We start from the raw sequence: 14,662 nt of genomic DNA, 5'->3' as shown, positions 1-14,662 counted from the left end.
TTACAGGATGAATCCGGTTCAGGTTAGTACTTAGCGCTGAGTTTGAAGTTCACACGGCGTCCGGGCTCATAAATAGAAGTCTCATAGCCGTAGAGCTGATTAGTAATGTTCAGCACTTCAAAGTTAGCGCTGTAGGCTTTCTTCGGTCCGAAGTGATAGGCGGTCGCGAAGTTAAACGTGGTGTAGCCTGCGATACGCGTTGTCTCATCGCTCGAAACCGAGTAAGTTTTCTTGGCGGTCGAACTTCTCAGATAAGTGTCTGTAGTCCAGCGGCCGTTAAAGAGCGGAACATCGGTCCGCAAGCCGTAGCGCGCAGTAAAGGCAGGTGTTCCCGAATCATAAGTAGAAACGCCGTTTGCCCACTCTGTTTTTCTTCTGATCACAGAGAAGAACGCATACGGATTGATGTACTCGTTAACCTTGAAGTTCAGAGAAAGTTCCGTACCGAATGTTTTTGCCTTATCAGCATTCACATAGCGATAGACGTCAGAGCCTGAGCCGCTGAGGATTTCTGTCGAGATGTAGTCGTCCGCAAGGTTATAGAAAACTGAGAAGTCGGCATCGACATAAGTGCCGCTGTAGCGTGCACCGATTTCGAAATTGTTGGATTTCTCCGGCTTCAGATTGGGGTTGCCGTAGACCGTTCCGCCGCCCATACTGTTAATCAGGAATTTCTCCTGCAGATTCGGGACACGGAAGCCCTGAGACCACTGAGCGCGAATCGACGTATCTTCAATTCCTTTCCAGATAAAGCCTAAATTGAAGACCGGGCGGCTTTCATTGTTGCTGCCGACCGAGCCCGCATCATCCACGGGGGTATTCACGTAATTAGTTGTTCCCGCGGGTGTCGTTCTGTGTCCGTTGCGCAGAGCGCTTGCATTGGTCAGTTTAGAATTCACGAATGTGTAGCGCACACCGTAGTTCATTGTGAAATCCATGGGTAACTCGGTTTCCATGGCGGCGAACACGGCGTTAGTAATTTCCTTGCCTTCTACATAACGGTTGGTGACGTAGTCTGTGTCCAGCATTGTCATGGGACCCATCTTCATTTTCTGGGTGAAGGCGGCATCCGTTGAAGCCTTTAACGTGTCCTGAGTAAATTCGTAGCCGGTGATAAGCGTATTGTTATCGCCGAGCTGCCAATCCGCCTGCAGACTTGTTCCGAGCGTACGAATCTTGTTATTTGCGACGGAATCGGTCACCACATTCATGTTGTACATCGGTGTTCTAACCGAGGCTCCGACGTAATTTCGCATTTGCTTATGGTTGTTCTGCCAGAAGCCGTCCCAGCGAACTCGGGTGAGATAGCTTGTCAGATCTTTGCCTTCGGCAAAGAGCGCGACTTTATCGCGTTTCCACTTAGGAATACGGACGAAGAATTCATTATCCGGATCCTGCTCATAGTCCCAGCTGGAAGAATTAATATCGGAGTCAAAGGTATCAGCACTCATGCCGACAGTAAAATGCTCATTAAAGTCGTAGCTCAGGAAAGCACCTAAGTTTTTCTGCCGAAAATCCGTTCCGTTCTGGTATCCAAGCGGCGTCTTGATATCGCCGTGGCTCTGATAGCCGGCATTCAGTCGGTACTTAAGACCTTTATAGTCTCCGCCGAGAGAAATTGACTCTTCCCAGCCATGGCCTGCGCCATTCCAGCCGACAGAAGCTTCTGCTTCAAAGGGCTTTTTACCTCCCTTCTTTGTGATGATATTAATCACCCCGCCAATAGCATCTGAGCCATAGAGCACGGAGGCCGGCCCCTTGATGACTTCGATGCGTTCAACCGATGAAGGATCAATTAAAAGCGCCGGGCCGGACATCGACTTATGTTCCGAGACACGCTGTCCGTCAATAAGGATTAGGCTTCGAAACGCGTCTTCACCTCGGATCTGAACGCGCTTTAAACCCTGAGAGCCGTCGCCGGTTACTTCAACACCGGGAACATCGGAAAGGAGCTCCCCGATATTTCTCGCAGAAGAATTGCGAATTTCTTCCTGCGTGAGCACCGATACGCTCATCGGCACATCTAGGAGCTGCTGCTCTATGCGTCCGGCGGTTACGGTCACTTCGGCCGCTTTCTGAACTTCCTGGGCCTGCGAGGAAAATGCTGCAATCAGCGCCGCTGCTGCCGCTGAATATTTAATAGTTTGGATTTTAGAGGTCATAAGTTGGTATTTTTGATATGGTTGAGAATGTGCTGCGTCATCCGTCCCTGCCAGAACTGGCCGGCCACGGTCAGTTCGTATCTTTCAGAAAACGGCAGCAGCAGTCCGGCTTCCGTCCAATTTTCTGTGATCGGTTCGAAAGCTTTGCTAAGCTGCGGGGAGAATTCTTTTGCAAGCGCAGAGGGGTTGAAGTAATTCAGCTCCATCTGCTCGGCAACCGCTCGACCCAGTTCCCAGTTTTTGGAGGGCCGCATCATCATCGCGATCGGCTTTACGCCCTCTTCGACGCTCTTTATCCATGCATCAGGCGCGCGATGCTGCATGTAACTGAATCCGTCGATCACTCCGCCCGCCCCGGGACCATAAGCGAGACAGTCGGTACGGGTTTTAGCGTAATAGTTATAGAAATTTCTTTCGCGTGTATTGGATGCCCAGTGACTGATTGAAAGGCGGCTCCATCCGGCTTCACGCATCTGAAAGACCGCCTCACGGAACATACGCGCGCGCATCGCGTGATCCGGACCTGCGGGCAGTTTGCCGTTGGCGATGTATTTGTGGAGAGGAGAACGCTCAAAGACTCGGAGCTGATAGCAGTCAACTCCATCCAGACCCAGATCTTTAGAAATCTGAAGATCTTCAAGCCAGGTTTCCAATGTTTGATACGGGAAGCCGTATATCAGGTCGATCACGACAGCGGCCTGGCTATAGCTCATCAGGCGTGTGAGTCTTTGGATGAGTTCTTCTTTAGAAGAGCGGCGACCGACCGCCTGACGCACTTTGGTATCAAACGTCTGCACGCCGAGCGAGAAGCGGTTTGCTCCGCCTTCGATCGCAGCTTCCATCTTGTCGTCACCGAATCCGGACAATCTGCCTTCGTAGGTGATTTCGCAATCGTTTGCGAGCGGCAGGTACTTTCTGACGGCTTCAAGCACGCGTCGAATATCAGATGCTTCGAGCGCGGTCGGCGTACCGCCTCCGAAGTAGACGGCGTGCACCGGTTCTTTATTCTGAACGGGTTTATCCGCCCAGAGCTGCATCTCTTTAATTAAGGTGTCCGCGTATGCCGCGCTTTCCTCTTTCGTGCGGTAAGGCTTGATATAGAAAAGGCAGTACAGGCAGCGTGTTTCGCAGTAAGGCACATTGATATATGCAACGGTTCTGCGTTTTCTCGGCTGCTCGGTCAGTCTGTTGAGAACGGAAGGAAGTTCCGTCGGTAAAACCGGTGAAGCGTCGAGTCCGGGATGGATATCGATAGATTCCGGGAAAGCATCCGTTATCGGGTTGTCGGTAACGCGGGCCAGCCAAGGCTGTTCCTGCGGCGCGTTGAAAGGTTTACGAAAATCGATGACGGTTTTCTGTTTCACCTGAGGCGTCTCTTCTTTCGCATTCATAACTTATCAAAAACTTAAATATTCAATCGATAATGATTATCATTTATCAAATCATATTCTAAAAATTTACTTGAATGCTTCTTATTCTCATTAGCAAAAACCCTGATCCGCCTCAGGCGCATTTGCGAATCATCTATTTATCTATTTGATTATTTGATATAACTTTTATTAACATTTTAAGGATAAATATGAAACATTTATCCAATAAAACTTAAACTAAAGCGATTGTTCCGGTGATCAAACGTTCTTTCTTCACATCTGTTATTCCAAGAAACGGATCATTTCAGGATAAAACAAAATTTATTTATCTAATTGTATATACGTGATAATTTTATTTTGATCCTGTTCTCAGCAAAAGCCCTAAGACCATCCTTTGCAGCGTCTAAAAAGATTCAAGCTTAGGGAATTCTTAGAAAAAGTGATTAAAAACGTACAATTTTCTGCCTTTCTGTTTAACTTATTTACATCATTGAGATTAATTCTCATTATCGTATTCCCTAAGATATTGAACCGTATGTCTTATAACCTCCTGTTTTATCAATTTTTTTACTAAATAGCGCTCTATTTCCGCCCTAAGTTCATACACGATTGCATCGATTTTTGTTCGTTAGAATGAATTTCTAAATTGTCAGGCAATCCGCGTACGGCCCGAGACTCTCACTGAGATTACGAGGGAAAACGCCTTTGCCGAATGCAAATTTTTTTTGGGGACCTTGATAAAGGTCCCTGAGCATTAAACAACGGTCATTACCGCCGTATCAGACGGCTTATGGCTTCTTTAACAGGAGTGCTCGATGTCCTCGTTTGAAACCGGAGTTCAGTTATTTAAAAAACTTCTGATGAAGCAGAAAAATATGGATGCGTACTTTGCCAATGAAGAGGACGCGCTGCACCACGCATTCCCGGCAAAGGCTACTGTCCACTCAGGACCTTTCGGTATTCCGATGCTTTGGAGCACTGCTCGAAACTATCTGGAGAAGAAGTCGCATGAGCCCCGCAGAAAAGAAGCACTTGCCTACGTGCATATTCCTTTCTGCGAAAGCCGCTGCTTATTCTGCATGTTCTATCAGAATCCCTGGACCGCGGAAGAATCAGAGCGCTACTGCCGCAACCTCATTCGCGAATTCGCACTTTGGAGCGGGCGCCCCGCTCAGGACTCCGCGCCGATCAAAGCCTTATATTTTGGCGGCGGAACTCCGACCGCTCTTCCTCCCCAACAATTAAAAGAGCTGCTCATCGCTGCAAAAAAATATCTTCCCCTCTCCGATGACTGCGAAATTACTGTCGAAGGACGAGTCCATAACATGACGGACGAAATGCTCGAAGCGTCGCTCGAGGGAGGCGTCACCCGGTTTTCTCTCGGCGTGCAGAGCTTTGACGCGAAGATTCGCAAAGAAATGCAGCGCATCGATACGCCGGAACGCGTCATCCGCAGACTCGAAGAAATTGCCGCGAATAAGCAGGCCGCGGTCGTCATCGACCTGCTCTTTGGGTTCCCCGGACAAAAAGGCACTGCTTGGGAGAACGATCTGAAGATCGCTTCTGAACTTCCAATCGACGGCGTCGACTGCTATCAGCTCAATGTGTTTGAAAAGTCTCCCCTGAATAAGAGAATTCAGGCGGGGCTGCTGGAGCCCGCTGCAACGCTTGCGGAAGCCGCCGATATGTTTGCGCGCAGCGTGGAAGTGTTTTCCTCGCACAGCGATTGGCGCCGCCTTACCAACACGCATTGGGCAAGAACCCGGAGAGAGCGCAATATCTACAACTCGTTAGCGAAAGGCTCTATGGACTGTCTGCCGTTTGGGTGTGGCGCGGGCGGAAAACTCAGCGGACACAGCTGGATGCAGGAACGCAAACTTTCCAAGTGGAACGAAATGATTGAGAAAGATCAGAAACCGGTCTTTGTGATGATGAAACCGCAGGAAAATTGGTATCTGCTCCGCACACTGGCTTCGAGCGTTGAATCCGGTCCGTTCTCTCTCAAAGCGATCGGAGAAGCGTTCGGAGCCGAAATCGAAAAACCTCTGAAACCCGTTACCGATCAATGGATTAGAGCCGGACTTTTAGAGAAGAAAGACGATCTCTTTATTCCGACTGTCGCGGGTCAGTTCTGGTACGTCACGATGGCGCAGCTTCTCACGGAAGCGCTGACAGGAGTGCTCTCTAAAGGATCTGTGCGTACGGAAGATCTGATTGAGCAGAGTGTGTATTCGCCCAATCAGGGTCAGGCGTGGCTTGACGGCGTTCTGAGGAAATAGCATCTTCTTTAATTGAAACGCTTGGGACGGATGCAGAGCTTCTTCCCGCTTCTGTCCCACTCTCTTCAACCTTTTAGCTGAACGACGCGGAGGTTTAATTTGGCAACCAGCAACCCGGCGGCTCTCTGTATCAAGGGCCTTTCAAAATCCTTTCATCAGGGCGGCCGTGAGAAAAAAGCTCTGACCGATATTTCCTTTTCCATCGAACAAGGAGATTTCTTTGGTCTGCTCGGCCCGAACGGAGCCGGCAAGAGCACGCTTATCGGCGTATTAGCCAAGACGGTTAACCCGGATTGCGGAGAAATATCCATTCTTGGCAATGACATTAATCGGGACTGGCGAAACTTTAAAATGTGCGTCGGTATTGTTCCTCAGGAGATCACTTTTGATCCCTTCCTGTCTGTTTATGAGACGCTGCGGCTGCAGAGCGGCTACTTTGGTCTGAGGGACAACAACAAATGGATTGATGAACTTTTAGAGGTTCTCGATCTTTCGGATAAAAAGAAAGACAGCGTGATGCGGCTTTCGGGCGGCATGAAGCGTCGCGTGCTGATCGCTCAGGCGCTGGTGCACCGCCCTCCTCTTATTGTTCTTGATGAACCGACCGCGGGCGTTGATATTGCGCTGCGTCACCGTCTTTGGGAGTTTATGGAAGATCTCAACCGCAAGGGGCACACGATTATCTTGACAACGCATTACCTGGAGGAAGCCGAGCGGCTTTGCCGAAGAGTCGCGCTCCTTAATCACGGGCAGGTCGCAGCGCTTGAAGATACACAGGTACTTTTAAAAGAATATTCCAAAGATCGTGTGATATTCGCGCTTTCCGCACCGCTGCCAAAAGATTTTCCCTTCCGTTGCGAGAAGCTCCCTAACGGGTTTTACTCCATGTCCTATAGCGGACCTGAAGAGCTTCGCCGTCTTTTAGAGGCTCTGGAAGCTGTCGACCTCAAGCCCGAAGGTCTGGAGCTGGGAAAAGCGAACTTAGAAGAAGTATTTTTGAGGATTACCGACGAATGACCCAATACAAGATCGAACCGCAGCCGTATCGTCCCGGCGCCTCTTTCCTGACATTGCTGGAAAAGGAGATACTGCGGTTTAAGAAGATTGCGCTGCAGACGATTTTTGCGCCGGTACTGATGGGCGTTTTGTATCTGACGGTATTCGGTCAGGTCTTATCCGGCCGCATGCCGACCTTTGACGGCGTCAATTATCTGCACTTTTTAGTTCCGGGTCTCGTCATGATGACGCTCCTGCAGAACGCATTCGGCAACAGTTCCTCTTCGATGCTGTCGTCGAAGATCATGGGAAGTCTGATATTTATTCAGCTTCCGCCCTTTTCCGGCTGGGAGCTTTCTCTTGCGATGATCGGCGCTTCTGTGGTGCGAGGGCTGATCGTGGGCGGCGGCGTGCTGCTGGCTTCGGTGTTTTGGTCAGCGCCTCCCATGCAGCATGTTTTATGGATTTTAATTTTTGCGTTTATGGGCGCGATGCTGATGGGTTCTCTCGGACTGATCGCAGGATTATGGGCAGACAAATTTGATCAGATCGGAGCGTTCCAGAGTTTTGTGATTCTGCCGCTGACATTTCTTTCCGGAGTGTTTTACTCGATTCACCAGCTGCCGCCGATTTTCCAGACGCTTTCTAGATTCAATCCGTTTTTCTACATCATTGACGGGTTCCGATATGGATTTTTCTCGCAGAGCGACTTTAATCCTTGGGTCAGTCTTTTTATCGTCAGTTTTTTCGGCATCTTATCCGCGGGCTTTGCGACGTACCTAATGCAGATCGGATATAAAATTCGAAAGTAGAAGGCCCTCGTTTCGTCCCGCTTCGGCGGGATTTTTATCGGTCTGCGATTTCATTCAATCGCAGCGGTAGAAAATATAGTGCCTAATTAAACTTGATGTAGAGTCTGCCTTAGAGTCTGCCTCTAAGTACTACAAAATAAACTTTGAGAATTAAAAGCTGTCGAATAATCACATCAGCGCTTTATAAATCAGTACTTCACGTCTTTGATACCGATCTATCTTCTTTAGCCTGCCTGAATTCTCATAAAAGCCCAAAATATTTAATCTCTGCACTTATCTGCAGCATATCCCGGCCTTACCAAACCATTGACGGGAATATGCATCCCAGCCTTCGCTGTATTTGAAACACTAAACTTCTTTCTCTAAGTAAGTTTCTCCAATCCGTTACGGACTTCAAGCTTCAGATATCGCCTTTCTTCAATATATTAAAACTCAGCATTATTAATCATCATTTCATCAGCGGCATCTACACTCTAGACCCATAAGTTTTATTTTTGATTCGAAAAAAAATGAAATTTAATTTTCCCAAATGGGTTATTTTCCATGTTCCGCATGATTCAACTCATATTCCATATGACATCCGGAACCAGTTTATATTAAGTACGGAGTCGCTCCAGAAAGAGTTCGTCAAGATGACTGATTTTTGGACCCTCGCACTATACTCAAACGGAATACCTGTCGAACAAACAGTTGTCAGTCCGATCAGTCGTTTAGTGGTAGATGTTGAGCGCTTCGCTGACGACAGCCTGGAAAGCATGTCCGGCATTGGTATGGGCGTCATCTATCAAAAAACTCACGATCTCAAGACATTAAGGCGGGAACTCTCTGCGGCTGAAAGAAGTCGTCTTTTGAGAGAGTACTACTATCCGCATCACTACACGCTAACGCGTAAAGTTAAAGACGCGCTGAGCCGTTACGGGAAGGCCCTCATCATCGATCTACATAGTTTTTCCTCTGAGCAGCTTCCTTATGAAGGTCCCTTGTTAAAAGATCGTCCGGAAGTGTGTATCGGTACAGACCCCTATCACACATCTTCCGAAATCTCTGAAGCGTTTTATCAATCCTTTAATAAAACCTTTGATACCGGGCTAAATGCACCTTTTAGCGGAGCATTGGTACCGCAGGCCTTCTATCTAAGCGATCCGAGAGTTTCTTCAGTCATGATTGAGACCAGAAGAGATTTATACGAAGATGAAAAAGACGCCGAGCTGCTCGAAAATTTTGCAATAACTTCAAAAGCGCTAAAAAGCTACCTCAGCGCCGCGGTTTCCAGCATATAGAGATCACTGCTCAAGATAGTGCGCAGCAAAACAATCGGCTTAATTAAAAGCGGGCTCCTTAAATTCATCAGCGATAAGGATGGAAATAATCAGAAAGACCGGAAACGCAACGGCGGATTCCAGTCTATTCGCTCTATTAATAGTGGAAAATAAGTCAGCTATTTACAGATCATGATCTGCAGAACCTGCTTATCTGTTTCCATCATGGATTCTTTGCCAATGGATGTCAGATTCCTAATGGTCTGATCAATGTCGTCACTCACGATGCCTTCCATCTCGGAAACGCAGTGTTCATTCATGGCGAGCAGCGCAGACATCATTGCCGTTGATACGCCGGAAGAAATTTTAAGTGAACATGCGGGCTTTGCTCCGTCGCAAAGCATTCCTGCCAAGTTAGCGATCATGTTTTTAATTGCTGCGCAGACCTCCGGGAACTTGCCGCCCATCAGCCAAGTAATGCCGGAAGAAGCGCCGGTGGATGCCACGACGCATCCGCATAAAGCGGAAAGCCTTCCGAGATTCTGCTTGATGTAAATACTGGTGAGGTGACTCAGCGTAAGCGCTCGGATCAATTGTTCTTCTGAAGCGTCACAGTCTTCCGCATAGGAGACCACAGGAAGCGTCGCGGTAATCCCTTGATTTCCGCTTCCGGAATTTGACATAACCGCGATCGTCGCACCGCCCATACGTGCGTCGCATGCCGCAGAAGTGTAAGCAATCATATGGGCAACCGTTGTATCGCCGAAATATCGGGCTCCGCGATTTTTAATCATGGCACCTAATGAATGACCATAGTCTCCTGAAAGCGCCAGTTCCGCAGCGCGCTTATTAAGATCTCTTGCTTGCAGAATAAAAGCGATTTCATCCAGAGGGCTCTCAATAGCGAATTCATAGACGGTTTTCATATCGAGCTTGATATCATCATCGCCCTCTTCCTCATCGCCCTGCTGTTCAGCTTCCTGATAAAGAACTTCATCGTCCTTTTCAAGATAAATAAATTTTGTGTGCTCTCTGGAGATAATGGCTCTTGCGGTATGGCCGTCTTTAAAGACTTTGGCGTCTACGTAAAGATTGGAAGGCGCATTTTCATCAAGAAGGATTTCAATCCTGTCCTCGTCAATATAAGCTTTACCGGCAGCGACCGACTCTTCAGAGACATCTCTCAGCACTTCAAGTTCCAGCTCTGAGCGACCGATTAAAGCGCCAAGCGCTACCGCAATCGGCAAACCGATCATCCCGGTCCCCGGGATACCGACGCCCATGGCATTCTTAATAATATTGCCGCTTAATCCGAGTTCAATCTTATCGGGAAGCGCTCCCAGAATTTCCCGTGCTTTTGTTACTGCCAGCGCAACAGCAATCGGTTCAGTGCAGCCAAGTGCGGGAACAACTTCTCTTTTAATCAGCTTAATGATTTGACGACGTACAGACGGATTCAGCATATTGTTAGGCCTCTTAACTTTTGGTCAATCGGACTTTCCTGAGTTAAACGGATAGGTCACCACTTTAACCGAAATCGCTGAATTCCGATAGTCTTGATCCGACATTATTCGAGATAGAAATATTCGTTGTAAAGAAACCTGCTTGAAGCGTAATCATTTTGGTCTCGACCTGCACTGCTGCGGGACGTAATTCGCAACAGCTGCATGAGAGCTGCAAACTTAATTCAGAGATTTTCTGTTCTACAGACCTTCAGTACTTCGAAACCAACAAGCCAGACAAGATATTTCAAGAAAAGGTTTTCAATTTAAATGTTCTCGTCACTAGCAACATTACCTTCAACTAACTTACAAACTTTTCGCTAAACTTCTCAATATCCGAGGGACTGCACACTGCGAGATAGACTTATCCATTGTTACCTCTTACTGTTCTTTAACAATTTTTCGGATAAAACTTTCTAAACGGAGATTAGGAGATGGAAAACTTATTTTCCTTCCTAAAAGGTGGGTTAAATCAGCAAAATCGTGTATTATTTTTTTTAAATTTATTCATTTTTAACTTTTTGAATTTATGTTATAAAATCACATAAGATAGTCAGAATATCTTCCCTGTTTTGAAGGGATTAAGACATGTAAAACCTTAGTTATAACGAAAGAGAAGACAGTGTTCTGGGTTAGTTTTGAAGGTTATGGCTCGTTTGGAGGTCAGACTTATACTGAACTTACGCCTCTTCTTTAACCCAACAAAAAGCCCGCTGTAAGAAGCGGGCTGAAAACTATCCGAGGAGTTTGGAAACGAGAGAGGATATATTCTCTTTAAGTTCTGTTTTTATATTGTTTTGTACTTCTTTTGGAAGGTTTTCCAAAGAAGTATTGAGCTTATCAGTTAGTGTCTGGACGGATGATTCTATGTTTGAAATAGAAGATAACACAACGTCTAAATCTCCTATGGAAGCTTTTTCATTTATCTTTTCTTCTATGATGTTCGCAACTTGAGTCACAAAAGGTTCGAGGCTGTCCTGAACAGATTTAACATTTTTCTCTAGTTTTAATTGCTCTGCATCTAATGCTGCAATTTTGGAATTAAATTGGTTAATTGCATCATCTAGATACTTTTTGTCTGAGGCTGTTGAGTGTTCAGAATATACCTTCCCCTGGAGTATCTGCTGTTCCAGTTGTTGTACCCTATACATTAGGGCGTCTATAACAGATCGCTCTACGACGGGCCGTCTTTCCAGTTCCCGTACCCTTTTGGTAAGTGTGCTCAGGAGTTTTTGGATTCTTTTTGTTTCACGAAAGTATTTTTCTGATTCATAATGATATTTATTAACCACATTTTGGTAGTTATTAAATGCTTCGATCGCACTAAGAGTTCCCTTATCATAGTCAGCCTTATAGACTGTTTTGTTTATTATTTGGCCTGGAGGGAGGTCTTCAAGTTTTTTTAATCTAGCATTTATGGAGTCTAGTTCTGTAGGCAAACTCATATGGCATACAGATTTGTCAGGCTGAGTTTGAGGCGCCTCCTCAGATTTTGAGTTTTGGGTTGCTGTCTTTTTGCTTTTAATATTTTTCGCCATCCACTCGTCTAGTGGATCAGTAAGACTTGAGTCAGCCCTAAATCCTCTTTGGCTTCCGGGGGAAATAGTTTGAGCGGCTCCAGGAATTTTATTAGTCATGTTTCTTTCGTAGTAGTTGAATGGTTGCGAATAGCTTTTTCTTTGGTTTTTAAAAAATCCCTGAGTTTTCATTTGGAGGCCTTAGGAATTGCTGACTTTGGGTAGTAGTTAGTAATCCCAATTTTCTTTTGATTTATAAGCTCCTTTGCGGTTTCCTCATCTGTACGCTCTACTTTCCATCGATAGTCTGTAAATAAATAATATGCGTCGTTTCTTTCATCAAAGCAAAGTTTTGCCCATACTATAAAAACAGACCCCGGAGGGTTTGACTCCCTAAGGGTAGTACCACAGCAAACATTGAGGACGGGCGGAAATCCCTGATTTGGAAGAGGGCTGGCTCTGACAGAATGTCGAGAAGATTCTTGACAGTTTATTCTTGTTTTTATTGCGACTTTATAGTATCGCTCAGCTCGTCTGAGAATAACTTCTCTTGGTAAATGAGAAAGGTCCTCAAAAGTAATGGGGGCGGCGTTCATCTTTATCTTCTTGTAAAAATTGCTTATAAGAATAGTCTACTGTTTTTGGCCCTAGCAAAATCAATGGGGATAAACGTGGTGTAGATAACTAATTTCATCTACCAAATTTATAGCATCCGGCTGATATAACAGGAAACGGCAGGACGTTTTACGGGCTTTCCTGGGAAGGTATATAGAAAACGCAGCGCTTAGGAGAGATTTGACTTCTCACAAAATTTTAGAATCTTACGAGGGACATAAGGAGATTTGAAAAAGCCGCCGATTACATTGGAAATATATGGCTCGGCCAAAGGGTCTTGCGGGAGTATTTCTCCAGACTCAATTCTTCTCTCAATAGATTCAAGTTTCCAAACTACAGCTTGTGCATATAAAACATAACTATCATGAGTTATGAAGGGGTGCTCTCCTTGGTGAAGAATGACAGTAGAGTCGTAGGTGGTGCCGGGTTTGACAGAACTTATGTTTACAACCAGAACCCCTAGTCCGCCGATCTGGGGATAAAAGCGAGGAGCAGAGCAGATTATGTGAAGATGATTGATAGAACCAGTGGACGCAAGAACTGTTCCTCCCCGCAAGAGGGACAGTGTCATTGCATTTCCTTCGAGAATTCTTTGAGCCGATTAAGTTCAGCGACTCGTTCCAAGGTTGCATGAATTTGAGCTGATGTATATCCCTCTGCTTTCAAAATATCAGCTAATTCAATAGAGTCATCCTTACAAGCTTCCCATTCGGGGCAGATGGTGTGCGTAAGCTTGGCAAGATCGTATTTCCTTTTATTTCCATACTGATCCCAAATGCTGTCAAGAATGCTTTGCATTATCGGGCTCAAAAGTTCAAATGTATCCAAAGGGTCGTTGGAGTTTACTTCCTTTTTTAAACGAACATCGAATTTTTTATGTTCGAGCCACTGGCTGTCAAATTTATCCTGCTTTAGGCTGTTATAGGTATAGTAAGGAGCCGGTCCTAATTTCATTGCAGAGTAAGCATCGCCTGTAAGCGTTTCTCCAATATCCAGAAGTGCTTTTCTATCTGCAAGGTACACCAATTTTAGGATCTTCAAATAAGGCATTGCTCCACCGGCCTTCCAGAGGAAGTAGCCGATTATTTGAGTGGTGAGCTCCTTATCATACATTGTTCAACGCCTTCACAATATTATTCATCCTCAGTATAACACTGAGGTGTTTAAAGGGTAGTTTTCTGCTTTCATAGAAACTGCGCCAGCAAAACCTAAAATCTCTTTGCTCGTAACCTTCTCCTGTAAGCGGCAAGCATTTTATCAAAATAGTTAATCTCATTGTTTTCCCTTAGATGTATGCAGGCGTTTACTTATCAATATATTTAAGTAATTACATGTCGTAAAATTATCAATTAAACGCACTAATGGGTAAAAAATGCCTGAAAAAGATCCTCACAACCTAAGTGTATTTCACACTGTGCTATCCCTTGTTCTCTTTGGGATCGGCGGTGTTCTTCGGCATGCTCAGAAGCTCATTGAAGGAAAGCCATTCAACATCGGGGAATTCATTTTTGAAGTGATCTCAAGTCTTTTTGTTGGGTCCGTTTTTTACTTGATCCTTCGCGGTGTTTGTGTCGCTGAGCTGACTTCTGTATGGGGTTTAAAGCTGAAACATCATCCCTGCTCTAAATGAGTCGAGAGTAAATACCACCACCCTATTGAGTGGACTAACAACTCATTTAGATAATTACATAGGTTTCTAATAAGGACACTCAATAAAGAAAAAGAACACCCCCTTGTTATAGTCAAACATCAAAAATCCTCCCGAAAGAGGACTGAAAATTAAAGATCAGGCCGTTTTAAATGAATGGAACAGTCTTGCGAACAAACTCGGCTTTTTCTCAAATTTCTCCGTACTGAAGCTCTTTACTTGGTAACCTCCTGATTCCAAAGCTTTCTTAATTTCCGCCTGACTCGGAATAAACGGATATTCGATACTAAGCAGTCCTTTTTTATGAGCGGCAGAAAGAGAGGCATTGGGATAGAGCTTTCTAATCAGGCCCTTAACTTGTGACTCACACATAGGGCAATGCATGCCGTCGATGATTACCGTTGTTCTATACATAACCGCCTCATTTGACTGAATATTTATCAAATGATAATCATAATCAATTAGTTGTCAACCTCTGCCCTAATAAAAAACCGGGACGAGC

The 14,662-nt window shown here is 45.7% G+C and carries 12 protein-coding genes; 5 read left to right on the top strand and 7 right to left on the bottom strand.

The window, feature by feature from the left end; translation table 11 throughout:
• Positions 1-23: 23 nt before the first annotated feature.
• Together E5987_RS05930 and hutW (E5987_RS05925) are read right to left on the bottom strand one after the other, a co-directional pair.
• Positions 24-2,162 carry a TonB-dependent receptor plug domain-containing protein gene (locus E5987_RS05930; RefSeq protein WP_160335176.1) on the bottom strand — a complete coding sequence of 713 codons (2,139 nt, stop codon included), beginning with the start codon at positions 2,160-2,162 and terminating at the stop codon, positions 24-26.
• Positions 2,159-3,553: a heme anaerobic degradation radical SAM methyltransferase ChuW/HutW gene (gene hutW / locus E5987_RS05925; RefSeq protein WP_237178746.1), complete on the bottom strand. Its 1,395-nt coding sequence runs from the start codon at positions 3,551-3,553 to the stop codon at positions 2,159-2,161. The genes E5987_RS05930 and hutW (E5987_RS05925) overlap by 4 nt, the downstream gene beginning before the upstream one ends.
• A gap of 794 nt (positions 3,554-4,347) precedes the next feature.
• On the opposite strand from hutW (E5987_RS05925), the gene hutW (E5987_RS05920) reads away from it, so the two are divergent.
• The 4 genes from hutW (E5987_RS05920) (at position 4,348) to E5987_RS05905 (ending at position 8,899) form a co-directional block, all read left to right on the top strand.
• Positions 4,348-5,811 carry a heme anaerobic degradation radical SAM methyltransferase ChuW/HutW gene (gene hutW, locus E5987_RS05920; RefSeq protein ID WP_160335175.1) on the top strand — a complete coding sequence of 488 codons (1,464 nt, stop codon included), beginning with the start codon at positions 4,348-4,350 and terminating at the stop codon, positions 5,809-5,811.
• A gap of 99 nt (positions 5,812-5,910) precedes the next feature.
• Entirely contained in the window at positions 5,911-6,828 is a 918-nt protein-coding gene (locus E5987_RS05915) for an ABC transporter ATP-binding protein (protein WP_202074561.1), read from the top strand.
• The gene (locus E5987_RS05910; RefSeq protein WP_160335174.1) at positions 6,825-7,619 is read left to right on the top strand and encodes an ABC transporter permease; all 795 of its coding nucleotides are present in this window, start codon (positions 6,825-6,827) and stop codon (positions 7,617-7,619) included. The genes E5987_RS05915 and E5987_RS05910 overlap by 4 nt, the downstream gene beginning before the upstream one ends.
• 509 nt (positions 7,620-8,128) lie before the next feature.
• On the top strand, positions 8,129-8,899 hold the full coding sequence (locus E5987_RS05905) for an N-formylglutamate amidohydrolase (RefSeq protein WP_160335173.1): 771 nt from the start codon (positions 8,129-8,131) through the stop codon (positions 8,897-8,899).
• Positions 8,900-9,057: 158 nt separating this feature from the next.
• On the opposite strand, the gene E5987_RS05900 is transcribed toward E5987_RS05905, so the two are convergent.
• The 4 genes from E5987_RS05900 to E5987_RS05885 form a co-directional block, all read right to left on the bottom strand.
• Positions 9,058-10,341 (bottom strand): L-cysteine desulfidase family protein, encoded by a 1,284-nt coding sequence (locus E5987_RS05900; protein ID WP_160335172.1) that lies wholly within the window; start codon positions 10,339-10,341, stop codon positions 9,058-9,060.
• Between the two features lie 773 nt (positions 10,342-11,114).
• On the bottom strand, positions 11,115-12,089 hold the full coding sequence (locus E5987_RS05895; protein ID WP_160335171.1) for a hypothetical protein: 975 nt from the start codon (positions 12,087-12,089) through the stop codon (positions 11,115-11,117).
• Positions 12,090-12,681: 592 nt separating this feature from the next.
• Positions 12,682-13,083 carry a hypothetical protein gene (locus E5987_RS05890; protein WP_160335170.1) on the bottom strand — a complete coding sequence of 134 codons (402 nt, stop codon included), beginning with the start codon at positions 13,081-13,083 and terminating at the stop codon, positions 12,682-12,684.
• On the bottom strand, positions 13,080-13,625 hold the full coding sequence (locus E5987_RS05885; protein WP_160335169.1) for a Panacea domain-containing protein: 546 nt from the start codon (positions 13,623-13,625) through the stop codon (positions 13,080-13,082). Before E5987_RS05885 ends, E5987_RS05890 begins: the two co-directional genes overlap by 4 nt.
• Before the next feature lie 259 nt (positions 13,626-13,884).
• Here E5987_RS05885 and E5987_RS05880 point away from each other — a divergent pair, with 259 nt between their 5' ends.
• Positions 13,885-14,142 (top strand): hypothetical protein, encoded by a 258-nt coding sequence (locus tag E5987_RS05880; RefSeq protein ID WP_160335168.1) that lies wholly within the window; start codon positions 13,885-13,887, stop codon positions 14,140-14,142.
• 156 nt (positions 14,143-14,298) lie between these two features.
• Here the strand turns inward: E5987_RS05880 and E5987_RS05875 are convergent, their stop codons facing one another.
• Complete coding sequence (locus E5987_RS05875; RefSeq protein ID WP_160335167.1) at positions 14,299-14,574, bottom strand: heavy-metal-associated domain-containing protein; 276 nt, start codon at positions 14,572-14,574, stop codon at positions 14,299-14,301.
• Between the last annotated feature and the right edge of the window lie 88 nt (positions 14,575-14,662).

This window comes from Parasutterella muris, from assembly GCF_009767915.1.
GTDB lineage: Bacteria > Pseudomonadota > Gammaproteobacteria > Burkholderiales > Burkholderiaceae_F > Parasutterella > Parasutterella muris.
Note: the sequence above shows the minus strand (reverse complement) of the source record. Positions and strands in the feature narration are given on the sequence as shown.